The following is a 23924-nucleotide window of genomic DNA, read 5'->3' on the forward strand; positions in this document are numbered from 1 at the left end:
ATAATTCGCTAGAGTCTAAACAGTTTCTTAAAGTTCTCACTTGTGACCTCAGCAACCTCTTCTACGCTGCAGCCCTTTAACTGTGCAATATATTTGGCAACCTCAGGTACATACTTAGGCTCATTTGGCTTGCCACGATACGGAACCGGCGCGAGATAAGGAGAGTCCGTCTCTATCAGCATGCGCTCTAATGGGACTCGCTTAGCAACATCCTTTAGCTCTACAGCATTCTTAAACGTAACAATACCTGAGAATGAGATATAAAAGTTATGATCCATCGCTCTGGAGGCCATATCCCAATCTTCAGTAAAACAATGCAGCACTCCCGCGACATCAGGGGCTGAGTATTGGCCAATGAGGTTTAGCGTATCTTCCTTCGCATCTCTAGTATGAACAATAATTGGTTTTCGACATTCTTTACTGGCAATTAAATGACGCTTGAATCTTTCCAGCTGAAGATCTTTATGCTCCAGGCCATAATAGTAATCCAGCCCCGACTCTCCAATCGCAATGACTTTTTCACGCTCAGCAAGCGATAATAGGCGTTCAATAGTGGGCTCTTCACAATCGGTACTACCTGGGTGCACGCCAACCGAAGCATAGACATCGGGAAATTTAGCTGCAATCTGAAGCACTTCTTCAATATGCTCCAGGTCAATTGCGACACAAAGCAATTTGTCTACAAGGTTTTCTTTGGCAGCTGAAATTGCAAGCGACAAGTCGCCTTCATATGGAGCTAATTTCAGACGATCAAGGTGGCAGTGGGAGTCAATAAACATGAAAATCAAGCGCGCTCTTGTTACAACGATAAAGCCGCACATACTAACTAAAAATGCGTATCTATGCGACTCACTTGAAGAATCGTATCAAGAAATTGGGGCACCCCCCTATTATTACATACTATGTGTAGGACGATCTGAGCTTAAAGAGCCTGCCAGGTAGGTTTCAATCTTGTTTTTGGCAGTAGCATCTTCTTCGTTAAACTGAACACCGATGCCCGCTGCTCGATTACCCTGAGCACCCTTAGGAGTCACCCAGATAACCTTCCCAGCTACCGGGATTTTTTCAGGTTCTTCCATTAGATTTAACAGCAAAAACACCTCATCGCCAAGATGATAGTTTTTTGCGGTAGGTATAAATAGTCCGCCGTTTTTAATGAACGGCATATAGGCGGCATATAAAACAGCTTTATCCTTGATTGTTAGGGTAAGGATACCACTACGCGCCCCAAATCCTGCTGACATACAATTCTCTTAACAATAACGCGCCCGTACAAACACTTGAATACAAAGCACTAATTGGTCGTTGCACCCACTGTAACCCGAACAGTTTCGAGTAGTATTAAGGTGATATATCTTCAGTATAGGCAAGCAATTGAAAATTGCTTCACACTTTTGAGATCTTTATTAAACCGTTCTTTTAGCCATTAAGCCAGCCCATTGGTTCAATAAAAACTCAAACACCAGCTGCTTGTTAGGATTGCTTGTACCGAGCAACAAACGCAGTTGATCCAAGGCACTTTTGTATAAATCAAGTAACTGAGCCTCGGTCGAAACCTTAGCCAAATGGTCGATCATTTTTGCCGCCGCAAGTCCTTCAGTGGAAAAGCTGGCCAACTTGACCTTTAAAACGAGCTCCAACCATTGAATCATCCACTCTACACGTAGAATCGACAAATCATCGCTCCACCTTTCAGCCAAAACAAGGGCCAAAACATCTTTACGAAGAAAGCTAGCCATTTCTTCTAGCATACGTTGATTTTCTTCAAGCGCGCCCGTTTTAACGTACTCCAAAGCTCTTAGCGGGGCTTGGGCCGCCAGCGCTAAAACCGAGTCTAACTCAGCTCCAGACAAGCTAAGCTCGTCTTTGTTCAGCGCCGCTTCTAGCCACTGCTTCGCTGCAGACGTTTCAGGTAACGAAAAGTCAATCACCTGACAACGAGAACGAATCGTTGGAAGTAACTGCCCCGAGCTATGTGATACTAAGATAATAACGGAATCGCCACTCGGTTCTTCAAGGGTTTTCAATAGCGCATTCGCCGCATTATGATTAAGTGATTCTGCAGGAGATAACACTGCGAGCTTTCGCCCCCCCTGCATGCTCGATTGCGCGAAAAACTCAACCATATTTCTAATCGCATCGACTTTAAGAATAGAGCTCCCTTCTTCGGGACCAATATGCTTATAGTCGGGGTGAGTTTCAGATTCGACAAGACGACACTGTTTACAAGTGCCGCAAGCTTGCTCAAGCTTTCCCTCAGACGTACTTTCACACAAAAGATACGCTGCTAGACTCTCCGCAAACTGTAGCTTACCGATTCCCTCAACACCATTTAACAAGAATGCGTGTGGAACTTTATTTTCTCTTACCTGCTTGAGCACACGCTCCCACTGAGCCGCCTGCCAAGGAAAAAATGACATTACCTGATTCCTTTAACCGTTTTAGCCAACACCAAAGACCAATTTTACCTTGATGACATCAAGACTGATATTGCTTTCGCTCTAAGTCACTCGTCACTCGCTCTAAAATACGATAGAGGTATTGCGGTGCGATAGAATGAATACGTAATAAATATTGCCTGGGCGTTTCACCCAGCGTTCTGCTATAGCCAATTCGAGCTAATACGTAGCAGCACATCATATATTTTTTCTCTGTCCAGGTATATTTGAAGGCATACTTTTGGCCCCACAAATAGATGGTGAATAAAATAAAAATAGCGACAAGCACATACGCAAATAAACTGGCGACACTTAAAAGGCTGTACTCCCCTAATACCGAACTGACAAACTTTTTATGCTCTCCCTGATTGTAATTCACTACCCATTTTTGCCAGCCATAACTCATTTTATCAACATATTGCCCCACCCACTTAACAAGCGCTAATTGCTGCCCAACTGATGAAAGTGGTGAGTCTTCAAGAAAGCCTTCTTTCTCGCGAAAGGCATCAGCCCCACCATCCAATATTCTTTCTGGTGCAACCATCGAGGTAGGGTCAGCCCTAAACCAACCTTTACCAACTATGTACACTTCAACCCAAGCATGCGCATCGTATTGATGGACAACCATATATTTTCCATTATCGCGCAACTCTCCACCTTGATACCCGATCACTACGCGAGCAGGAATATTTGCAAGCCGTAACATGTAAGCGAGGCTCCCTGCATAATGCGCGCAGAACCCCGTTTTTGTATCAAACATAAACTCATCGACGAAGTGCTCACCAGTCGTCTCGGGTTTAAGGGTGTAATAAAAATTCTGCTTGGCGAAGTTTTCCATTAGGGCTCGAAAGAGTGCTTCAGGTTCAGGGTATCGCGCCTTCATCTGCGCGATATATTGCTGTGTTCGAGGGTTGCTAGATGCACCTGGTCGCTGCAAATCTTGTACAACGGGCGTTCTGATTCGATCCACCCCCTTAAGCTCGGATAAAAAGGGTAATGAGCCAACCGCTATCCCAAGACTCTCTTGATAACTCAACTTGTATCGCGTCGCCTGAATGGCATCGTTTTTTAGGCTAAAAATGCCCATCTCACCTTTCAGTAAGTTACTACTTAAGGGCTGCCCATCATCGAGAGCAAAAGCCCAACGATTTTGATGCGGTTCTAGCATCACCTGGTAAGTAGCGCCGTCATGAGAATAAAGTTGGCCTGGGTCAATTTTATAGCGACTGACCGGATAATACTCAATACTTTGCCGCCACTCTCTGCCGTCAAACTCGTCGAGTACTAAACCTCGCCAATAAAGGTTTGACTTGGCGGGGACAACACCACTGAAATCTGCTCTAAAAGCCACTTCGGAAGACTTGGTAAGTGAGGCAATATCGCCAGGAGACATAACATTGCTAATACCTGTCTTTCCTTGCTGAGTTTTGAAAGGCATATGCCACAACGGAGCTATACGAGGAAAGAATAAAAACAGCACTATGACAAGAGGTATAGACACGGCCATGAGTTTGAAAAGCATTTTACCCAAAGTAGAAATACCACGCTTCCCTAAAGAAAATTCAGCGCCTATATTCTGGGATAGCAACACGTAAAAGCAAACAGCTATCAGTAGCAACTGCAACAGCGTATGAAATACACCCTGACTAAATAGAAACGAGACACAACTTAAATACAGCATCGTAAAAATACTTGTAAACAACTCTTTGTCAGCCTTGATCTCTAGAAACTTCAACACAGCTGTCAGAAACAAAAAGGCGCCAGCCATTTCAACAGAAAAGTTGGTTTTATAGTGCGCGACAAACACCGCGCAAGAAGCAAGCGTTAAGCATGTTTTGACAAATGTGCTTACCGGCGGGCTATTTCGCTTATAAGCTATAAAACGATAGACACAGATGAATAACGTAAAAACGATTAGCCATATGGGAAGATGATCACTGTGTGATATCAGCTGTAAGATGATAACTAATAGCAAGGCGCCAACCGGCTGCGCACGGACCGCAAATACGTTGCTCTGTCCGCTGATCACTGCTTTGTCATCACCTTCTCTTAAGTCTTTCTGCATTATCAAGCCACTAATATGATCACGTGCAAATTAATATAAGGCTAGCTGTTTAAGGCAGGCATAATAGTGCGCCTCACTTGAATCAGGTTCAATCACTATCACCGGTAACTCAAGACCAAAAGCTTGCTTAGCCTTGTACAGCCGAGTTATTTTCTCACACATAAACTGTAAGCGTTGCTCTTTTCCGTAGGGTTCATAATCTTGCCAACGTACACGGCTTGCATCTGAAGCAGTTAAGTCATTATCTTTAACCACTAGCAATTCAGAGCTTGCATATTTTTTCCAGTTAATACGCTGCATAGAATCGCCCGCTTGATAAGCACGAAGCGAATTATAGTCATCGGACCTTTGATCGCTCCTCAAACCTTTTTCAGCGCTATTCTCTGCTTTTGTAGGACTCCCTTCTACAGGTTTTGGGTAAACGAGTAGCGAGGCATCCAGTTTCAGCCATGTCCAGGCTCGAACCAGCCCAAAGGGAAAGCACGACTCCAAACGCAATCTTTTTAAGGTATGGTATCCCCGGTTTTTAAGTCCACCTTGAACCGGATATTCATTAAGATTATTCGTTACCGGAGGGACGGCACTCATTTGTCCTGCATCAAAGCCCACTTTAAGACCAAATGCCACTCCCTGCTCTTTTCTGTATTTCACGTAAAAGTAGCCGCGCTCCCCCTCAAATACACCCTCTTCTTTACCACTACTAATTTCAAGCCCGGACATATTCAAAAAACACATCCAGATAGAGAAAAAGAAAATCGCACCTAAGAAGAATGTAAATAGGTAAATAAGGCTATTCTGATAATTAATTGCCGTTATCAGCATCAACAACAAAAGTAACAGATAAGCAAAACCCGCACGCGAGGGGAAAATGTATATATTTTTTTGGGATAATCGAAAATAGTCACTTCGCTTACTGCGTGACGCAATCATCTCACCAACTCGTTCAGCTAAGGGCAACTTCAACTAGACACATCCCGCATAATTACTTTTCTTAACAGAAACATAGACTATAAACCTTGCATTAGCAGATCTCAGCCTAAATAATTACAGTATAGCTGACAGGTTGCTCACTTTTTCACCTGTTATTCTGCTGATCGTATAATATCGCAGGCACCGAATATGAACACTAGCTCTAGCATCATCCTAAAAGCGTCACCTTTATTACTACTGCCACTAATGGCTGGCGCAGAAGTTAAATCTCTTAGCAGTTCAGAGTTAACCGAAACCTATATCAAGGACTCGACAATTATTGTTACGCCTAAAAAGCAGGAAATTGAGACAACTCAAAAAACCTACTCCAGCCTGACAATTGCCCCGGTTGAAAATGTAGACCAGGATATGGATAAGCTAGGGCACCAACAGAACCACGTCGATGGCACTGCCAGCTCTGTCCTACTCAGTGAAGAAATGCTACGAAATGCAGCGATTGCTTCAGCAACCATCGCGCCTATTGACGTTGTGATCCCAACCTACGACGAGGTTAACACTCGCACAATGGAAGAAGTCATGAACGATACACGCTACGCGGTACCCGAGGGTGATTTCGACTTTGTCTATATTGGTGGCGACGGTGCCAACGATCTTGGGCTAAGTAGACAGGACAATCAACTTACCTTTTCAATTGGCAACCTTCCTCAAATTGACAAGATTGAACTTCCTCACGGTATTGATGAAGGTCCGCTTCAAATTACCCCCCGCGTTGGCGGCGGATTTGACCTAACCATTAATATACCTGATCAAAATTAGTAAAAGCTCATATAGCAGTCTATTTTTTTCTAACCTAATAGGCTGCTAAACCCACCTTCTCACTTGTTCGCAATACTCCCTGTAACTCGCCCCAAAGATCTTTACCAAAGCACGCTCTTCGGGCTTTATTTGAATTGCCGTCATGACATAGACGTACAATGCAAACACTAAGAAGTTAAAAGGGTTTGCCAAATACACAGCCCAAGCAAGCAACAGCGCTGCCATACCCACATACATTGGATTTCTCGAGTACTTATAAACTCCATCAACCACAAGCGTGGTCGCATTTTCAGGTTTAATAGGGTTAACGGTTGTTTTATTTTTCCAGAAGCTAAATACCGCTGGCATTAAGAAAAACACAGACGCAAGCCCCAAGACAGCCATAACAATACCAGCCAAGAGCCCAAACCGATATAGACTCACTGAAATCAAAGTATCCAGCCCATACATAATGCCTGCTGCAATCAGTGTTTGAAGTGGTGGAGGAATCCGAATATTCACGAGAACATATACCTATAAGTTAACTTTTATTAGCTACTAACGGGTTCAACTATTGCAATGATTAAAATGCTAGTTTAGAGTAGCGCACCTTTCTGGGAGCGTAACAGGGTTTACACCATTTGCGAAGCTAGAAAGTTCAAAACGGAGAGGTGTCCGAGTGGCCGAAGGAGCACGCCTGGAAAGTGTGTATACCGCAAGGTATCGAGGGTTCGAATCCCTCCCTCTCCGCCAATTAGTTTCCTAACAACACCCTATCAACAAACAACCCTATCAAATGGTTAGATTCTGGTGTTTCTTGGGCGCTTTCTAATACCTCTGTTAAATGCCCATCATCATCTGTATATTTTTCTTTGTAGTAGGTCAGCCTGTCAATCAAAATATCTCGATCAACTTCAGGATGGAACTGGAATGCCCAGAATGGTTTGTTCGCAACTCTAAAGGCATGGCAGCAAATATCGGTATAGGCTAATTCTATGCAGCCTTCGGGTGCCGAAATCGCTTTTTGCTGATGAACCGATACTGCGAGAAAGTCATTTCTGATGCCACGAAAGACCTGATCTGAAGCAGCATGTTCGGTGAGAGATATTGGGATAGTGCCCATCTCGTAATTTTCTTTGTCATCAATAATTTCACGTCCCAATGCTTGGGCAGCTAACTGAAAACCAAAACAAGATGCAAATACAGGGGTTTCATTTTCGACACACTGTAAAAGCAAGCGTTCAGCGTGAGGCACGAAAGTATATGTTTCAGGCTCCAAGACATTTGCCTCACTGGCTCCACCTACAAATAGTGCATCGTAGCCCTGCGCTACATCTCTCGCAAAGTCTGGCTGATCGAAAACGTTTAATACATCAAATTGGGTGACATCAAGCTTACTGTATCGAGCAAAGCTTTCTAATTCTTCCTGCTTAACTTGCTCGGTTTCCCTGATTTGTAATAATAATATTTTAAGGTCTGATCGTTCTTTGCTGGGCATAGGTACTTTCTTAATCCATGTTTTTTGACATACACCACTTTAGCAAAAACAACGAACAACTGTAAGAATTAGCAAATACAATCAAAACCTTGCAAACTAACTGTCATCTAAAAGGTTTATTATTGAGGAAGAACTTTTCTCACTAACATTTTTGATATTTCTAGAGGCTTTCTGATGAAGCACTTGTATCTCTTACGCCACGCTAAGTCCAGTTGCTCTAAGCCTTCTCTTTCGGATTTAGACAGACCACTGAACAAGCGAGGATTACGTCAGATAGCTATCATGTCTCCTATTCTTGAAGCTGACGGCGCATTACAAGCAAACATCTACTCCAGCAATGCAGAACGTGCACGGCAAACTATTCAGGCAACCCTTACATGCGCTAACTCATTCACTGAAGTCAAAACTGACAAAGATCTATACACGTTTAGCAGGAAGAAATTACTAAAATGGCTGCATAAGCTCGGCGATGATGAAAATGAAGTATTGATCGTTGGCCATAACCCCGCTTTTGAGGAACTTCTCGAGTTTCTATTAAAAACACCCATAAAACGTTTTCCTACCTGCAGCTATGTTCATTTAGAACTTGATACGCCAAGCTGGGCCGCTTTGTCTCCTCTTCAGGCTAAAGTACGACGCTTGATTACGCCCACGTCGGCGAGCTATGAAGAATATATGTGTAAAGTAAACAAAGCAGCTCATGACGCCGAAAGCGATCAAACACAAATCCGGTCTAATTTACTCAAACTACACAAAATGTCCTTGGGCTTATTGCCTGGCTGTCTTGCAGATATAGATTCCGAATTTGTTCATCAATACAGAGTTTGTCTAAGAAAAACCCGGTCAATTGCTAGCATGATTTACACCTTAACAAAAGACAAAACGCTTGATCAGCACCTACGGAACTTAAAACAGCACGCAATGCTCACTGGCGAGCTGAGAGATTTAGACGTATTTCTAAACTACCTTTCAGTCATTTCTGGTGAAGAGCAAGGCACATACGGTGAGGGGCTTTCTCAACTATACCAAGACCTCGAAAAAATACGTCACGAGAAGCTGTTAGCATTCTGTGAATTCGCCAATAGTGAACGTTTTCTTCGAGACAACAAACAATGGAAGCAGTTTCTTAGATCTAGTGAATTTGAACAGCTGTGTGGAAAAACTAATGATGACAAGCTTACTGACAAACAAATTGAGCTATCAGACAATATCAGTCGACTTATGGATAATTTAACCTCAAGCAATCAAGATGACGACCTTCACCATATCCGTAAGCTAATTAAGAAAAGCCGCTACCTCTCTGAGCTTACTGGCTCCAAAACAAACTCAGCCAAACAATCTTACAAAGCCCACCAAGCGCTCTTTGGGCGTTTCCAGGACTTATGCGTACAGTGTGAAATGTTAGGTAGGTATATTGAGCTACAGACTAAGAATGAAAATAAACAAGTGAAGACTTCTGCCAAAAAACTATTGAAGCACCTGCAACAACAAAAGACTGATCAAAAAGAAGTAATTTGTAAGCGAGAGCCTCATCTCTAAACTATTGGCGGATCAGTTTTTGTATAGCAATAGATATAAAACAATTTCTCATCAAAATTCCCTGCGACTTTACGTTGTATGGACTAAACTAAATTCCTGTTAATCCACTATTTTATGAGTTTTATATGCTTTTACGTAAGCTTTTCTGCCTATCCTTGTTAACACTAATCTCACATGCCAGTAGTTTAAGTGCAAATGAAGTCATTATAGGCCTTAACTATCCCGCTTCAGGCCCTTACCAAGTACAAGGACTCGCCCAAGAACGTGCTGCCGATATGGCAGTTGAAGAAATTAATAATAATGGCGGGATACTAGGAAAACCCATAAAGCTTCTTAAAAAAGACACTCAGTCAAAAGCCGCAATATCTACCACAAACGTCGTCCACATGATCGATGACCAGGGCGCAAAAATGATTTTTGGCGGTTCCTCTAGCGCTGTCTCTATTTCAGGTGGCTACGCTGCAAAAGCGCGTGACACTTTATACTTTGGCACGCTAACCTACTCAAATGCCACGACGGGGAAAGACGGTCATACCCACATGTTCAGGGAAAGTTATAACGCCTGGATGGGCGCTAAAGTGCTTTCAAAATACCTAAAGAAAAACTTCAAAGGTAAAGAGTTATTCTACATCACTGCAGACTATACCTGAGGCTGGTCGACTGAAAACTCAATTCGCAAGTTCAGCAAAACCAAAGACAAAAAAGCACACCAGCGCGCACTTGTCCCCTTCCCTGGTGCGACAAAGCAGGACTTCAAGGCGGCCTTAGACGCAGCGAAAGAAGAAGTACCCGATGTATTAGTGTTGGTTTTATTTGGCGATGATATGGCAAAAGCCTTAAAAATGGTCACCGCCATGGGGCTTAAGAAAAAAATGTCTATCGTCGTACCTAACCTGACCTTAGGCATGGCCAAAAGTGCTGGACCTGAAGCAATGGAGGGCGTTGTTGGTGCTTTACCCTGGGCATGGAATATACCAGAACAATACAATTATGAAACAGGCAAAAAATTCGTTGAAACCTTTAGCAAACGCTATGACGCCTACCCTTCTTCTTCCGCAGCTTCGGCATATTCAATTTTATATCAATACAAAGACGCCGTAGAACGCGCAGGCAGCTTTGAAACAGCCAAGGTTAGAAAAGCTCTGGAAGGCCATAAATATTCTTTGTTAAAAGATGAGCAGGAATGGCGAGCTTTTGACCAACAAAATATTCAGACAGTCTATGCTGTGAAAGGTAAGACTAAAGAAGATATTTTAAAAGATAAATACCAGTCAGATTACTTCGAGATTCTAACAAGTATGAGTGGCGAAAAAGCCGCAAGAACCCAGCGCCAATGGAAGAATGACCGATTTAAAGCAAACAAATCATCTATTCTGAATTAGCTCATAGGCCGGGGAAGGCGCTCAAAACAAGGAGCGCTTTGCCTACATTTTACTAGCGTTTGGGAATCACTGTTAAGTGCTTGTATTATTTGGTTTAAAACTAGGTATACATAAGCCCTAACTCTCTACAGAACAATCCGGACGTCTATGAGCAACAAGCAGCATGGTCACCCCCCTAAAAAATCAGTAATAGCAGCTACTCTTTTCCCTAGGATTACGTCTTTTTCTTCACTCACTCAGTGTTTGCAGCTGCTTATATTAGGTTTTATTTTAGCCCCGCTATATAGCCACGCGACGCCCGATAGCTCAATCAACTTAAGCCTGGAAGAACAAGAGTGGTTAGCACTACATCCCGTTGTATCAATAGCATATGATGGTTACTTCCCTCCCTACAGTTTTTTGGACAATGACAAATCTATCGATGGTTTTTCGCCAGAGTTGTTCGGTATTATTTCAAAAAAACTGGGGGTCGAGTTTTCGCCCTATGCAAAAACGCAATGGAAAGAGCTATACGAAGATGCCAAGCAACATAAAGTAGATATTGTGGCAACAATGGTAGAGCGTGATGAACGCAATACCTGGTTCAAGTTCTCTGACCCATATATTCGAAAGTCATTAGTTATTATCACTCGTGACGACAACACAGAGATTGATAGCAAATTTGACCTGAAATATAAAAAAGTTGCTCTGGTTTCTGACTACCAATACGCTAAACGAATTACTAAAGAGTTCCCTACGATTCAACCCTTGAAGGTTGATACGATGCTTGATGCGCTCAATGCCGTGTCTGTCGGTGATGCCGATGCAGCCGTCTCATTTATTGGTGCTGGGCATTATTATCGCACCAAGTATCTGATCTCAAACTTAAAATATGCAGCAATATACGACAGTAATGGCTCGCCTGAGTCGATTGCAGTAAGAAAAGACTGGCCGCTTTTATCTTCAATTCTAACCAAGGCTCTGCGCAGCATTCCCGAAGATCAGCTTCAAGCGCTTCGCTCTAAATGGCTTCCGATCGATTATTTACAAGCCAACAGGCAAGTTCGTCTAAGTCCTGATGAACGTGCTTGGGCAGATGCTCATCCAACTATTAAATTGGGTGTAGACCCGGAGTTCGCTCCTTTTGAGTTTTTTGAAGATGGCCAATACAAGGGTCTGGCCTCGGACTATATTAGCTTGTTAAATCGGCGCTTAAATTTAAATTTGGAAGTCATTCCTGACCTAAGCTGGGCAGAAGTGACCGAGAAAGCAAAAAATAAACAATTGGATGTTATGCCGGCTGTGGGTATGACTGAAGAGCGTAAGAAATTTTTTTAATTATACCCGCCCTTACCTGAGCTTCCATCGTGTCATTGTCACTCAGTCAGATTTTCCCTTTATTTCTGGCTTATCTGACTCAGCACTCATAAAGTCGCTGTTCAGGCAAATTCATCGCACTATGGCTTTGTCACTGAGCAGTCGAATATCCAGCCCCATACATACAAAACCCTGAATGAAGCCTTGCTCGCATTGTCAGGTGGCGAAGTCGATGCATTTGTCGGAAATGTCGCCTCAACTTCTTATTGGATACGAAAACTCAACCTTAACAACCTAAAAGTAGCCGCCCCCGTTTCAAAAGAAAAACAGAGTCTACACTTCGCTATACGAAATGACTGGCCCGAGTTGGTTTCTATTATTGAAAAAGGTCTGGACAGTATTACGGTGGAAGAAGAAGAGGCTATCCGCCAAAAATGGACAAGCATAAAAGTCGACAACAATCAGAGCCTAATGATCGTTCTTCGGATAAGTGCTGCTCTTTTTGTCATCATCATTATCGGTGCGCTTTGGAACATGATGCTAAAGCGTAAAGTAAGACAGCAAACTTCACAGATACTTCGTTCAGCGCATTATGACCAGCTAACCGACCTTCCAAACCGTTTCCTGATCGAAGACCGTTTACGAGAACGCATTAACGAAGCCAAACAGAACAACTCGAAAGTAGCCATGCTTTCGATAGACATCGATGAATTTAAGAAGATTAATGACTCCTACGGGCACAGTGCCGGGGATCAAGTTCTGAAACAAGTTGCTGAGCGGCTTGGCACAACACTAACAGAGGGTGACACACTGGGCCGCCTCAGTGGTGATCAATTCCTGATTATCATCAGTCACTTTAATGATGTGTCCGACCTAGCTTCAACAACCAGCTCCGTATTGGAGCAGTTTCGGGCAGCCTTTCAAATAGATGCGGGTTTATACACTCTTTCGGCGAGCATCGGGATCTCAATTTTTCCTTTTGACGGCGACACATCTGATGAATTACTTAAGAATGCCGATTCAGCAACTCACGTAGCAAAAGAATTCTCTAACGGTTCCTATGCTTTTTACACTAAAGAGCGAAAAGAGAAAGTATCGCGTCAAATTGAGTTAGAGCAAGCACTTCGCGCTGCCTTGGACAAGAACGAAATGTACTTGGTCTACCAAGCAAAGATCGACGCACAAAGTAAACAAGTAATAGGCTTTGAAGCATTATTACGCTGGCACAGCGAGCATCTTGGCCAAGTATCCCCTGCCGAATTTATCCCAGTAGCCGAGAGAAACGGCATGATCATTCCGATTGGTGAGTTCGTAATTCAGCAGTCTTTAGCTGCGCTGGTCGAGCTTAAAGCTCATTACAATGCACGCTGCACAATGTTGATAAACATTTCTCCGGTTCAATTTAACTCACCAAGTCTTATAGATGTCTTGAGCGACACGGTATCCTCCTCGGGCATTGACTATAGTTCGGTAGAAATTGAGATTACAGAAGGCGTTCTGATGTCCAGCCAGAGCAATACGGACTTCATACTTAATAAAATAACTGAGCTAGGTATGAAACTCGCAATGGATGATTTCGGCCAAGGATATTCATCTTTAAGCAGCCTCCGAAAATTCAGCTTTAACACCTTAAAAATCGATAGAGAGTTTATTAACGAACTTCCTTTTTACGAATCTGACTGCAAACTCGTCTCTGCTATTATCCTAATGGCGCACGGTTTGGATATGAAAGTAGTTGCCGAAGGTGTCGAGAGCCAGGAACAAAGCGACTTCTTGCTAGAGTGTGGCTGCGATTCAATACAAGGCTGGCTCTATGAAAAAGCCGAAAAGTTGTCTACCCTGCTCAAGCACAAGTAACGCACTGTTAAGCCGCTCCAGAATAAGAACCTAAGTAAGAGGATATCGCTAAATGAAGTCGCTACTCACCTTCATAACAACACTATCTTTCTATTCTCCTTTGCTTCACTGTCAGCAAGTAAGTGACCTATTCGCTCCAGAGCAAGGCCAAGCAGATAATAAACAACTCAAAACCCAAACAATACGCCCCGCTTCTGACCTTATAAAATCGCGCTATGCAAAAGAGTTTATGGTTGTCAGTGCACACCCGGAAGCAAGTAAAGCAGCCTATAAGGTATTAGAGCAAGGCGGTAATGCCATCGATGCTATGGTCACCGTACAAACGGTACTTGGTCTGGTTGAACCGCAATCCTCCGGTTTAGGCGGTGGCGCATTCCTGGTCTACTATGACTCACAAAATAACAAGCTCACTACCTTTGACGGGCGTGAGACTGCTCCCTTAGACGCTCACTCAGAACTTTTCTTAAAAGAAGACGCTCAGCCAATGGCTTTTTTCGACGCGGTAGTAGGTGGTCGATCAGTAGGCACACCCGGGACGGTTAAACTTTTAGCTGAGGTCCACAAGAAATATGGTAAGAAGAAGTGGCTATCTCTACTCAGCCCTGCGATACAACTTGCCGGAAATGGTTTTAATGTAGGCCCACGGTTAGCGAACGCAGTAAAAAGAGATGAAAAATATTTGAGCAGTGATGATAGCGCATACCAATATTTCTTTCCTGATGGACGTGCGATACAAGCAGGACAGCAACTTAAGAACCCTGCTTACAAAAACACCTTGGTCGCTCTAGCAAAACATGGTGGTGATTACTTCTATAATAGCGATATTAGCCAAACAATCGTTGATAAAGTAAAGCAAGCGAGCAACCCAGGCTTTCTATCCCAGAAAGATTTCTCAGACTATAAAGTGATTGAACGGCAAGCGGTGTGCTCTCCTTACAAGACTTACGAAGTTTGCGGAATGGGGCCACCAAGCTCTGGTGCGACTAGCATTGCGCAAATACTCGGCATCCTAGAGCCTTTCGGGCTGTCACAAAGAAGCTCAAACTCTGCAGAAACATGGCAGCTTATCGCCGATGCCAGCCGCCTAGCGTTTGCTGATCGAGGGCAATATATTGCGGACCCGGCATTTGTAGACTGGCCAAAAGCCATGCTCAACAAGCACTACCTTAGAAGTAGATCAAAGCTAATTACGCCAGGAACAGCCCTGCAAGGTGTATCGCCGGGAGTTCCCGATGCAAAATTTTATGCCGCCTATCAGGCAGGTAAGTCAATCGAAGTCCCCTCAACCAGCCATTTTGTGATCGTTGATAAAGATAAAAATATAGTTTCGATGACCAGTACCATAGAAAATGGTTTTGGTTCCAGACTAATGGTGAATGGCTTCCTTTTAAATAACGAACTCACTGACTTTTCCTTTAGGGCTCACCATAAAGGAAAACTCGTTGCTAACCGTGTTGAACCAGGTAAGCGTCCGCGTTCATCGATGGCACCCACCATCGTCTTTAAAAAAGATACCAATGGCCTCAAACAGCCCTATGTCGCTCTGGGTTCACCCGGCGGTTCACGCATTATTAACTATGTCGCCAACAGCTTAATTGCAATTTTGGATTGGGAAAAGACGCCACAAGAAGCCTTTGATCAGGCGCATATAGTTAATCGCTTTGGTGTGATGGATATCGAAGCAAACAGCTCGGCAGAGAAACTAAAAGACGTCTTTGAAGGCATGGGCTACCAAACAAAAGTGAAAGATTTAAACTCAGGCTTGCATGGGGTGATCTTTACTGAACAAGGCTTGCTTGGCGGCGCAGACAAGCGTCGCGAAGGGCTTGTCTTAGGAAAATAAATACTTATGTTTGCTTGTTGTCTAACTTGAAAGCAGCCTTGGGCCAATTTAGCTTCTGAGGCAGTCTAAAATCATTGCTTTCGCTTAAACTTGTGAGGCTAAAAGCTTCACCTCGAAAGTTCTCATCGGTGATATCATAGCGCTGTCCGAACAAATCAAAGCACATCTTATAAGCATGCAGATAGCCTCTATCAGCCTTCATACCACTATAGCGCTCGTCACCTAAAATTGGGCTCGCTAGTGACTTTAAGGCTACACGAAGCTGATGAGTTTTACCGGTTTCTGGCTTTAATGCAAATAGCCAATAGCCTTCTTTCGTGCTCAGTTCAGTATCTTTATTCAACATCGGGTCGAGCGCCTTGGCGAAAAAACGAGTCACAGCAGGATTAGTTTTTTCTCGACGAAGCAAATAACTACCACGACGCCCTTTAACCATATCACCGGCAACCGCCCCCTGCTTTTTACCTGGTTTCTTAGTACTCAGTGCCAGATAGTACTTTTCGATGGTTTTATTCTGGAGCATTTCACTTATTGCTTTGTTCGAGGCCTGAGTCTTTGCGAAAACCATCAATCCAGAAGTCATTTTATCTAAGCGATGAACAGGGAAAAGCTGCTCAGATTCGAACTGAAGCCTAACCTTTTGCACAATCCCTTGAAGTAGGTCATCACAGTGAAAAGGGATACCAGCTGGCTTATGAACGGCAAGAAGATTAGCATCTTCAAATAGCGTTATTAAGCTTTCATCAGTTTCTGAACTCACCAGCCGGCCTACTGAATTTCTAGTAAAGACATTGGCGCGACAGGGGCAGTTTTTGATTTTAATTGCTCTTGGGCAGCAAAATGATTCGTAGCATAGGGTGAATCTTCAGGCTCAGATAGAATATTCGGCCTAACAATGCGGTGATAAGTAAAACGAAGCGGAAACATCGCTACATCCGCAACAAGATCTTTCGCCATTGTCCAGCCAGAGATATCTTTATAAAGATTATTGTAGGTGCCGACCATAGCAAACAAAGATCTAGATAAGTGTAGATAATCGCTCTTAATGGTCATATCAAGCTGATAGGTATTAGACATTAAATGCAAGGCAGTCTGTAAACGCTGGCGCAAGCCTTCCTGCCCCTCTTCATAAAGGCGAAACATAAAGTCTCTACCCAATGGGGTAACGTTCTTTTTAATCAATGTTTCTTCAAGCGCTGTTTTAATCTCGTCATAGCGTTCCAGGTTTCCTTTTTGGCCCTTACTCATTTGAATAAGAGTCATCGTCAGCATATCAACATCGCCACTCAATACCGACGCCAGGTAACGACCTACCATTCCCCACTTACCACGCATATCGACGGCATTTCCCCAATCAATAAGGAACAACCTGGCATCGAGATCTACCATCACATTTCCAGGGTGAAGATCTCCGTGAAACTCCTGGTGTATCAGAAGATGTTCAAGCATGGTGTATAGGAAATTGTCGGCAAGTTTTCTCTGAAACTTTTTCTTTCGCTTACCACGGTAACGATCTATCGCCTGGTTTATCGCCATGGCATCCTGAAGGAATTCCATTTCAATGATGCGTCCAGTAGCACCGTATAAACCCGGTACATACCATACTGGCGATGCCAGGGCCCGCTGATAGAAACGGTCTTGAATTTCTGCTTCATGTTTAAAATCGAGCTCTTGCTCAAAGCCTTTGGTAAATTCCTTTATCTGTTCTGACATTGCCGCCAAAAACGGCCTCAACTTACTATGAGGTGCCCAGTACTGACTACTGATAAGCATCAGCTCGATGGCCAGAGAACCCATAGCAAACTCACGCTCTAGGTTATGACGTGCCACCTTTACGACGACCGGGACTAGAACCTCTTCATCCCCATGCTGCATTGGTTTCTTAGCAACAAATACTGAGCCAATTGAGCCGGATTTAATCGGGTTATTGACATCAAAACCAAAATATCGGGATTCTGGCTTCTGACCAAACTCCTCATTAAAGGCTTGATAGACCTCGGATGCCGTCATCGGGTCGACATCTTCCTGGAATACTTTTAACTCTTTAGAGATTTCTTCAGGCAGGAAGTCTGAGTTTGCAGCGGCGACCTGCGCCATTTTGATAAACAAAGGGCCGAACTCACGTACCATTTTGGCAACAATTTCTGCCTGTTGTTTAAAGTCTTTTGGGTCTGTTTGCAGGAAGGGTTTTATGTAGCGAATAGCCTTTATCTGTCGCTTAAGGATATGTATGTCGCCACGCAAAACCTGGAGCTTTAATACTATTTCAGACAAGGTTTTCTGATTTATCTTTCGGATATGCTTAATGCTGTTAACGATATCCAGAAGCAAAGGCTCATATGTACGCAAGACTGAACGGACAATATCCAGATTCAGCTCGACAACGCCTTTAAGCTCTGGCGATTCTATCAATTCTTGAAAGAAGCTCCAAAACTCATCAACAACAACTTCAGGAATATCGACTGGGCTGCGCAGAACCGCCTGCTTAACGACATAACCAATAAGATTTTCTGTCGACTCTTCATTGGGGATAATACGATACTTTCGAAGGTACTCCGTCAATGACCTAGAGTGAGATGAAACCGGGTGAAGATATAACTGCTCGAATAAAAGATCGAGTTCGTCGGCTAATTCATCTTGAGTGATCATGCGCTCTGTCATCAAGAGTTTCACAATCGGCACAAAGGCTTTTGGCAACGCGACACTACTCGTCGCCAAGTCGCCAGCCCCTTTAAATACGGAAAAGGTACTGTCCTTGATAGATGGAATATCCAGAAAGCGTTTTTTCTCTTTGGGCATTTTTGGCTTCGACATTATAAACAGAGCACCGTGCTTTCTTAAGCAGAATGACAGATTGATGAGCACAAGATTACCATAATGGCGACTTTCCTGCAGTCATTTGTCAACACAAAAAGCATTGTGACAGAGAGTTAAATTATTGCTTCAAAGCTAATAGCCGTAAATCGTTGCTATACTGCTTAAGAGGCAGATAAGCTTTCAAGTAAATTACATTGTTTTAAGACCCACTGAGCCCCAAAGTACTATGGAACATCTCTCGATTGTCAATTCCTTCTTCCTTATCTTTTCTGGGGCCGCGATCCTTGCTTCAATTGTTTTATATACTCGTCAGCCTATTATTGTCGCCTATATTGCCTTAGGTGCCTTAATAGGCCCTTATGGCTTGCACTATGTGAGCGATGCGCACCTGCTGTCAGAAATAGCAGAGATCGGAATTATCTTTTTGCTGTTTTTATTAGGGCTCGATATGCAACCAAAGAGCTTGATGCACATGTTGCGAAAAGCCACCCTGGTCGCTATTGTCAGTTCCCTAGCCTTCGCCTTTACCGGGTTTATGATTGGAAAAGGCTTTGGCTACAGCTCTCAAGAGTCCGTGATTATCGGCTGTGCGATGATGTTTTCTAGTACGATTATAGGCATAAAGCTTCTCCCTACAACCGTCTTGCATCACCGCCATGTCGGGGAACTTGTTGTGGGTATGCTACTGCTACAGGATTTGGTGGCAATTGTCGTGTTGCTCATATTAGGAGGCAGCGGTACTTCAGCAGATCCGGACAGCAACAGTATCTTTAGCTTCGTTAAAACAATGCTAACTTTGCCATTACTTATCTTTGTCGTATTCGCTACCGTAAAGCATGTCATCCTTAAATTGATATCCAAGTTTGACCGTTTTCATGAGTATATATTCTTGCTGACAATTGGTTGGTGCCTGGGTGTTGCAGAACTCGCACATTACATTGGGTTATCTTCTGAAATCGGCGCTTTTATCGCAGGCATCAGCATCGCGACTAGCCCAATCGCCCAATATATAGCCGAGCATTTAAAACCGCTTCGTGACTTCTTTTTAGTTCTGTTTTTCTTTTCGCTGGGCGCTTCATTCAACTTAGGCTTACTGGCAGACGTTATTCTCCCCTCACTACTACTGGCTGGGCTGATTATTGTTATCAAGCCAGTGATATTCCGTTGGTTGCTTACGCGCAGCAAAGAACCCAATGACATTGCCTGGGAAGCTGGTTTTCGATTAGGCCAAATTAGTGAGTTTTCGTTACTGATTGCCTACCTGGCAACCGCATCGGCTTTGATAGGGACCGAGGCCTCCCACCTTATCCAGGCCACAGCAATACTGACTTTCATCTTTAACTCATATATTGTTATCTTTAACTTCCCCAATCCGATCGCTATTAGCGACAAATTAAGACGAGATTAATGCCCAAAGCTCCTTGCCCCTGTGGGTCTTCCCTGACGTATGACGACTGCTGTGCTCTTATTCATGCTGACATAGCTAAAGCACTAAGAGCCGAGCAGCTAATGCGCTCTCGCTACAGTGCCTTTGTACTTGAGAATGAAGACTACCTTCTAACAAGCTGGCACCCGGACACCCGCCCAAGCAACCTTGATTTCGATTCACAAAGTAAGTGGCTTGGTTTGAAAATTAAAGATACAGTAGCAGGTCTAGAGGATGATAAGGAAGGCCAAGTGTCTTTCGTTGCACGTTATAAAGTGTCGGGCAAGGCTCAGCGAATTGTAGAGAATAGCCATTTCATTAAGCTTGATGGTATTTGGCAGTATCACTCAGCTACTGATAATTAATACTTGCTATGAAGCTTAAATGAATATATATAATAAAGTACTGCTTCATATGCATATCGCCGCATTATTGCTTGGTGGTACAGCACTTTTTTCAAAACTAATTCCCTATGCTGCCTGGGACATAATTGCCTACCGAACTCTGATTTGCGGCCTCACCGTATTTATTGTGGCACTTCTATTCAAACAAAAACTTAGAATTAGCACTTTACCCGTTTTTTTACTCTTGGTGTTTTGCAGCATGCTGTTCACCGTTCATTGGACAGCCTATTTTCAAGCGATGCAGCTGTCGACTGTCGCTATCGGCATGATCTCGATGTTTACCTTTCCTGTCATGACGGTATTTCTGGAACCCTTAATCAATAAAACACGGCTTCATAAAGCCGATATCCTCATGGGTTTGCTGGTTATGCTCGGTGTCTTTATGATCGTCCCGGACTTTACTCTCGAAAACAATGTCACCGCAGGAGTATTGTTTGGTCTTTTATCTGCACTGGCTGTGGCACTAAGAAATATTCTGGTATCAAAGCACCTGTCAGATATTTCCCCTTTCACCATTATGTTTTATCACGCGATGGTGTCAGCCGCAATTTTGCTACCCTTTGCATCTGTCTCGCCAGTGGAAATAAAAACACCCGATCTACTTGCATTAATTCTACTAGGCACCGTGTTTACGGCAATCCCACATACTCAAAAAACATACGCCCTACGCTATCGTTCAGCTAAAAGCGTATCAATGGTGATAAGCCTGCAAGTCGTTTATGGAAGCCTATTTGCATATTTACTTTTAAGAGAAGGAATAGTCTTCAACACACTACTTGGTGGTGGCATTATTTTGTTTGCTGCTTTGTATGAGAGTGTCTTTGCTAAGCACTGAGAGACTTAGTCTAAGTAGTGACTCTGTATCTAACTTATTAAATATTCTGTAGACCATTCACTACAAACCTGGTGTATAATTACACCAGGTTTGTATCGAGGGAGGTGTAAAATGCCGAGACAAAGTATTACGTTAACAGAGCAAAATGATTCTTGGTTGCGAAATCATGTAGATAATGTTCAAGATTACTCTAATAAAAGTGAATTGATAAACGATCTTATCCGCAGCGCGAGAAGGGCTGAAGCAATTAATAGAAAGCTTGAAGATGCAGAATCCAGTGGTTTTGTAAATCAAATGGCATCTGAGATGCTGGCTGAATTCAAGTCAGAACTGAAGTAAGGCATGTTTGAATTTAAGATATCTTCGAATACTAAAGAAGACCTAAAGCGGATATACGCTTACGAATATAGCGAGTTTGGAGAAGCTCAGGCAGATACCTATTACCATGGTTTTTTCGATATGTTCGAGAAAATTTCTATCAACCCATATCTCTTCCAATCAGTTGACCATATTCGCCCAGGTTATAGGCGCTGCTCTTATTGCTCCGATAATATTTACTACCGTGTTAATGGTGCGGTCGTTGAAATAATGGCTATTTTAGGAGGTCAGGATATTGATTGCTGGTTATAGGAACTCTCTAGAGTTAATAAGCGATTACTGAAAGTCGAGGTCTTATTTAAAAGCCAAAATTAATTTACTTATTTTGATGAGCCCTTAATGCCGGCTTTTAAAAAATTGCATAAAAAGGAAGTTACTTAAATTGTAAATAACCGCCTTTTGACGAAATTCTACACCTGAATTCGTTCGGCAAGATCAAGCGCATCATCTACTTCAACCCCAAGATACCTTATAGTGCTGTCAATTTTAAAGTGCCCTAGCAATATCTGAATAGCTCTAAAGTTCTTTGTTTCACGATAAATAATTGAAGCTTTTGTTCGCCTCATTGAGTGGGTGCCATAAGCTGGCTAAATAATGGATACACAGAGCTTCAATGAGCACCAAACTTGCGCACTTTGAAATTACAGGTAAATTGCGGCCCCTGTTTAAACATTCACAAAATAAAAATGGGGCCAGAGTCGCAACCCCGCCCCATCAACGACTTAATTAATTACTTCATACCACGAGAGATATTCAGCTCGGAAAGCAGTTTGGTAACAGACTGTTCAATACCTGAGCTTACCGACATGCCTAGTTTATCCATCAAACTTTTCTTTGCTTTGAATTCCAAGGAATAGACCTCTGAGTCCTGACAGGCTTCTAAAATATATTCATCTGATGTTTTCAAGTCATCAACTAAAGATACTTCCTTGGCTTTAGAACCAAACCAGATATCACCATTGGCAACTGATTCAATATCAACCGATGGACGACGTTCTGAAACGTAGGACTTAAATAACTGGTGAGTATCCTCCAAGTCCGACTTAAACTTCTCTCTTCCTTCGTCAGTATTTTCACCAAACATTGTTAAGGTTCTTTTGTACTTGCCAGCAGTCAGGATCTCATAGTCGATATCATTTTTCTTCAGTACCTTGTTGAAGTTAGGCACCTGAGCCACCACACCAATCGAACCCATTATAGCGAAAGGTGAAGCAATAATCTGATCTGCAACGCACGCCATCATGTAACCACCACTCGCAGCGACCTTGTCTACGCAAGCTGTCAGTTTGATACCCTTCTGCTTAATTCGATCTAGCTGTGCAGAGGCCAAACCATAGGAATGAACCATACCGCCAGGACTTTCAAGCTTGACCACGATTTCATCGGTACCCGGACGTGCAACCAACAGTGCCGCAGAAACGGCTTCTCTGAAGCCCTCAACAGCGCTAGCTTTAATATCACCCTCGAAGCTTAGAACAAACACCTTCTTTTTATCTTCAGTGTCTGACTTCCCCTTACTTTCCTTTTCTTGCTTCTTGAGCTGCTTTTTCTTGTCTTTTAATGCTTCTTTACTCAGCATCGACTCTTCAAGCGTATCTTTGATTTCCTCGTACTTTTCATTCAATTTTTCAATCAGCATTTCCTTGCTTTCAGGCTTCTTGTTTTTTAGAGCTGCACTGCTTGCTGCAGCCATCACTATTAAAATGGCAGCAACAACTGTAATTGTCTGCGCCAAGAAGACACCGTACTCAGTCAAAAATTCCACGCGCTTATCCTCAGGTTTGATATATACAAATAACGAAAACATTATGACCATTGCATTGTTGGGCCATTATTGCCAAATACAAGGGTTTCGTTCAGATATTGTTGGCTACTAATTTACACCTTCACACCATAATTCAAACAAGCGTTCGATTTATTAGTTGACAAGCGTTTTTCGAGTAACTAATCTTGACATCCGTGAAAATCAATACGCTTCACACTCAGGCTAGCTACCTTGCACTATTGAGCTTCAACCTCATGCATATACACGTGTAGCTTAGCGATAATTGATACATAAAAAGGGTATTCTCATGTCTGTAGCTTCTACTTTCGAGACACTAAAAGAAAACTTCAACGCTGACGCAGCTAGCGGCATCGACTTGGTATTCCAATTCAACATCGAAGACGATGACAACTACAGCCTAACTATCGCTGACGGTACATGCGAACTAGCAGCTGGTGAGCACGATGATCCTTCAGTTACTTTGATCATGAACACTGAAACTCTTAAAGGCATCGTTAGTGGCGAAACTGACGGTATGCAAGCGTTCATGGCTGGTCAGCTACGTGCTGAAGGCGACATGATGCTAGCAACTAAGCTAGGCGAGCTTTTCAGCATCGGTTAGTAAGGTCTGCTTAACATGATTAAGCTAAAAAAGC

General features: G+C 43.1%; 19 protein-coding genes, 1 tRNA gene and 3 pseudogenes. 12 read left to right on the top strand and 11 right to left on the bottom strand.

Translation table 11 applies throughout. The features are described from left to right. Positions 1–8: 8 nt before the first annotated feature. The 5 genes from A3729_RS24480 to A3729_RS24500 form a co-directional block, all read right to left on the bottom strand. Positions 9–779, bottom strand: coding sequence for a TatD family hydrolase (locus tag A3729_RS24480; RefSeq protein WP_068508560.1), 771 nt, complete (start codon positions 777–779; stop codon positions 9–11). A gap of 114 nt (positions 780–893) precedes the next feature. Further along, a complete protein-coding gene (locus A3729_RS24485; protein ID WP_068513675.1) occupies positions 894–1244 on the bottom strand; it encodes a PilZ domain-containing protein in 351 nt (116 codons plus the stop codon). Between the two features lie 162 nt (positions 1245–1406). Next, the gene (locus A3729_RS24490; RefSeq protein ID WP_068513678.1) at positions 1407–2420 is read right to left on the bottom strand and encodes a DNA polymerase III subunit delta'; all 1014 of its coding nucleotides are present in this window, start codon (positions 2418–2420) and stop codon (positions 1407–1409) included. Between the two features lie 58 nt (positions 2421–2478). Next, on the bottom strand, positions 2479–4503 hold the full coding sequence (locus tag A3729_RS24495; protein WP_068513681.1) for a transglutaminaseTgpA domain-containing protein: 2025 nt from the start codon (positions 4501–4503) through the stop codon (positions 2479–2481). Positions 4504–4533: 30 nt separating this feature from the next. Then, entirely contained in the window at positions 4534–5223 is a 690-nt protein-coding gene (locus A3729_RS24500) for a DUF58 domain-containing protein (RefSeq protein ID WP_231872279.1), read from the bottom strand. Between the two features lie 399 nt (positions 5224–5622). On the opposite strand from A3729_RS24500, the gene A3729_RS24505 reads away from it, so the two are divergent. Beyond that, positions 5623–6249 (top strand): hypothetical protein, encoded by a 627-nt coding sequence (locus A3729_RS24505; protein WP_068513687.1) that lies wholly within the window; start codon positions 5623–5625, stop codon positions 6247–6249. Between the two features lie 45 nt (positions 6250–6294). On the opposite strand, the gene A3729_RS24510 is transcribed toward A3729_RS24505, so the two are convergent. Then, positions 6295–6750, bottom strand: coding sequence for an isoprenylcysteine carboxylmethyltransferase family protein (locus tag A3729_RS24510; protein ID WP_068513689.1), 456 nt, complete (start codon positions 6748–6750; stop codon positions 6295–6297). Between the two features lie 143 nt (positions 6751–6893). On the opposite strand from A3729_RS24510, the gene A3729_RS24515 reads away from it, so the two are divergent. Beyond that, positions 6894–6981: transfer RNA gene (locus A3729_RS24515), tRNA-Ser, on the top strand. A gap of 1 nt (position 6982) precedes the next feature. On the opposite strand, the gene A3729_RS24520 is transcribed toward A3729_RS24515, so the two are convergent. After that, positions 6983–7726 (bottom strand): type 1 glutamine amidotransferase, encoded by a 744-nt coding sequence (locus tag A3729_RS24520; protein ID WP_068513692.1) that lies wholly within the window; start codon positions 7724–7726, stop codon positions 6983–6985. Positions 7727–7900: 174 nt separating this feature from the next. Between A3729_RS24520 and A3729_RS24525 the strand changes: the two genes are divergently transcribed. The 4 genes and pseudogenes from A3729_RS24525 to ggt all read left to right on the top strand — a co-directional run bounded on the left by A3729_RS24525 (position 7901) and on the right by ggt (position 15643). After that, complete coding sequence (locus A3729_RS24525; RefSeq protein WP_082880551.1) at positions 7901–9265, top strand: CHAD domain-containing protein; 1365 nt, start codon at positions 7901–7903, stop codon at positions 9263–9265. A 125-nt stretch (positions 9266–9390) separates the two neighbouring features. Continuing rightward, positions 9391–10647: pseudogene (locus A3729_RS24530) on the top strand (ABC transporter substrate-binding protein). A gap of 147 nt (positions 10648–10794) precedes the next feature. Then, positions 10795–13800, top strand: a pseudogene (locus A3729_RS34700) (transporter substrate-binding domain-containing protein). Between the two features lie 52 nt (positions 13801–13852). Then, positions 13853–15643 carry a gamma-glutamyltransferase gene (ggt, locus tag A3729_RS24545; RefSeq protein WP_068513703.1) on the top strand — a complete coding sequence of 597 codons (1791 nt, stop codon included), beginning with the start codon at positions 13853–13855 and terminating at the stop codon, positions 15641–15643. A gap of 4 nt (positions 15644–15647) precedes the next feature. On the opposite strand, the gene A3729_RS24550 is transcribed toward ggt, so the two are convergent. Together A3729_RS24550 and A3729_RS24555 are read right to left on the bottom strand one after the other, a co-directional pair. Beyond that, positions 15648–16403 (bottom strand): pseudouridine synthase, encoded by a 756-nt coding sequence (locus tag A3729_RS24550; RefSeq protein WP_197476044.1) that lies wholly within the window; start codon positions 16401–16403, stop codon positions 15648–15650. Between the two features lie 8 nt (positions 16404–16411). Beyond that, positions 16412–18457, bottom strand: coding sequence for an AarF/UbiB family protein (locus A3729_RS24555; RefSeq protein ID WP_068513706.1), 2046 nt, complete (start codon positions 18455–18457; stop codon positions 16412–16414). 229 nt (positions 18458–18686) lie between these two features. On the opposite strand from A3729_RS24555, the gene A3729_RS24560 reads away from it, so the two are divergent. The 5 genes from A3729_RS24560 (at position 18687) to A3729_RS24580 (ending at position 21755) form a co-directional block, all read left to right on the top strand. Next, positions 18687–19868 (top strand): cation:proton antiporter, encoded by a 1182-nt coding sequence (locus tag A3729_RS24560; RefSeq protein ID WP_068513710.1) that lies wholly within the window; start codon positions 18687–18689, stop codon positions 19866–19868. Further along, positions 19868–20251, top strand: a complete 384-nt coding sequence (locus tag A3729_RS24565) for a YchJ family protein (protein WP_068513714.1) — start codon at positions 19868–19870, stop codon at positions 20249–20251. Before A3729_RS24560 ends, A3729_RS24565 begins: the two co-directional genes overlap by 1 nt. 19 nt (positions 20252–20270) lie before the next feature. Continuing rightward, positions 20271–21125 carry a DMT family transporter gene (locus A3729_RS24570; RefSeq protein WP_068513717.1) on the top strand — a complete coding sequence of 285 codons (855 nt, stop codon included), beginning with the start codon at positions 20271–20273 and terminating at the stop codon, positions 21123–21125. A 111-nt stretch (positions 21126–21236) separates the two neighbouring features. Next, positions 21237–21464 carry a CopG family transcriptional regulator gene (locus A3729_RS24575; protein WP_068511406.1) on the top strand — a complete coding sequence of 76 codons (228 nt, stop codon included), beginning with the start codon at positions 21237–21239 and terminating at the stop codon, positions 21462–21464. 3 nt (positions 21465–21467) lie between these two features. Next, positions 21468–21755: a type II toxin-antitoxin system RelE/ParE family toxin gene (locus tag A3729_RS24580; protein ID WP_068512156.1), complete on the top strand. Its 288-nt coding sequence runs from the start codon at positions 21468–21470 to the stop codon at positions 21753–21755. A 158-nt stretch (positions 21756–21913) separates the two neighbouring features. Here A3729_RS24580 and A3729_RS31105 read toward each other — a convergent pair. After that, positions 21914–22084, bottom strand: a pseudogene (locus A3729_RS31105) (integrase); the annotation flags it as partial. Between the two features lie 149 nt (positions 22085–22233). Beyond that, positions 22234–23268 carry a protease SohB gene (gene sohB / locus A3729_RS24585; protein ID WP_068512159.1) on the bottom strand — a complete coding sequence of 345 codons (1035 nt, stop codon included), beginning with the start codon at positions 23266–23268 and terminating at the stop codon, positions 22234–22236. Between the two features lie 307 nt (positions 23269–23575). Here sohB and A3729_RS24590 point away from each other — a divergent pair, with 307 nt between their 5' ends. Next, on the top strand, positions 23576–23890 hold the full coding sequence (locus A3729_RS24590) for an SCP2 sterol-binding domain-containing protein (protein WP_068507398.1): 315 nt from the start codon (positions 23576–23578) through the stop codon (positions 23888–23890). Positions 23891–23924 lie beyond the last annotated feature (34 nt).

It is taken from the genome of Oleiphilus sp. HI0043 (genome assembly GCF_001634935.1).

Bases quoted from the DNA above. Each gene is read 5' to 3' on its own strand.
- A3729_RS24480 (WP_068508560.1), bottom strand. From the start codon at position 779: ATGTTTATTGACTCCCACTGCCACCTTGATCGTCTGAAATTAGCTCCA.
- A3729_RS24485 (WP_068513675.1), bottom strand. From the start codon at position 1,244: ATGTCAGCAGGATTTGGGGCGCGTAGTGGTATCCTTACCCTAACAATC.
- A3729_RS24490 (WP_068513678.1), bottom strand. From the start codon at position 2,420: ATGTCATTTTTTCCTTGGCAGGCGGCTCAGTGGGAGCGTGTGCTCAAG.
- A3729_RS24495 (WP_068513681.1), bottom strand. From the start codon at position 4,503: ATGCAGAAAGACTTAAGAGAAGGTGATGACAAAGCAGTGATCAGCGGA.
- A3729_RS24500 (WP_231872279.1), bottom strand. From the start codon at position 5,223: ATGTCCGGGCTTGAAATTAGTAGTGGTAAAGAAGAGGGTGTATTTGAG.
- A3729_RS24505 (WP_068513687.1), top strand. From the start codon at position 5,623: ATGAACACTAGCTCTAGCATCATCCTAAAAGCGTCACCTTTATTACTA.
- A3729_RS24520 (WP_068513692.1), bottom strand. From the start codon at position 7,726: ATGCCCAGCAAAGAACGATCAGACCTTAAAATATTATTATTACAAATC.
- A3729_RS24525 (WP_082880551.1), top strand. From the start codon at position 7,901: ATGAAGCACTTGTATCTCTTACGCCACGCTAAGTCCAGTTGCTCTAAG.
- ggt (WP_068513703.1), top strand. From the start codon at position 13,853: ATGAAGTCGCTACTCACCTTCATAACAACACTATCTTTCTATTCTCCT.
- A3729_RS24555 (WP_068513706.1), bottom strand. From the start codon at position 18,457: ATGTCGAAGCCAAAAATGCCCAAAGAGAAAAAACGCTTTCTGGATATT.
- A3729_RS24560 (WP_068513710.1), top strand. From the start codon at position 18,687: ATGGAACATCTCTCGATTGTCAATTCCTTCTTCCTTATCTTTTCTGGG.
- A3729_RS24565 (WP_068513714.1), top strand. From the start codon at position 19,868: ATGCCCAAAGCTCCTTGCCCCTGTGGGTCTTCCCTGACGTATGACGAC.
- A3729_RS24570 (WP_068513717.1), top strand. From the start codon at position 20,271: ATGAATATATATAATAAAGTACTGCTTCATATGCATATCGCCGCATTA.
- A3729_RS24575 (WP_068511406.1), top strand. From the start codon at position 21,237: ATGCCGAGACAAAGTATTACGTTAACAGAGCAAAATGATTCTTGGTTG.
- A3729_RS24580 (WP_068512156.1), top strand. From the start codon at position 21,468: ATGTTTGAATTTAAGATATCTTCGAATACTAAAGAAGACCTAAAGCGG.
- A3729_RS24590 (WP_068507398.1), top strand. From the start codon at position 23,576: ATGTCTGTAGCTTCTACTTTCGAGACACTAAAAGAAAACTTCAACGCT.